Raw genomic sequence first — 288 nt, forward strand, 5'->3', positions numbered from 1 at the left:
GTGCACCGATTGGGGCGTCCACGATGGCAGTTTTGCTCCGCGAGGGCGAATCCAGGTTGCCCCCTTCGCAAGCGGCTCTGTCCTTTCTGAGAAGTAGAGGCTGCCCGCGACGTGGCGCATCTCGAAAGCCGCCGTCTTGCCAAGATACTTAGATACGGGGTTGCCCTGGTCGCGGAACATCTCTAGGGAATTCGGCACGTCCTCGGGTTCGGGCACATCAGGCATCTGGATTTGGGTGGACAGATCAGGCTGAACTTTTTGGAACGATGAGGTCATGGTCAAGATGAC

1 pseudogene is annotated in these 288 nt (G+C 58.0%); it reads right to left on the reverse strand.

From position 1 onward, the window contains the following. Window positions 1–288: pseudogene (locus QP381_RS08935) on the reverse strand (acyl-CoA thioesterase); the annotation flags it as partial.

Origin of the sequence: Pauljensenia sp. UMB6358, from assembly GCF_030216865.1 — a bacterium.
Lineage (GTDB): Bacteria > Actinomycetota > Actinomycetes > Actinomycetales > Actinomycetaceae > Pauljensenia > Pauljensenia turicensis_A.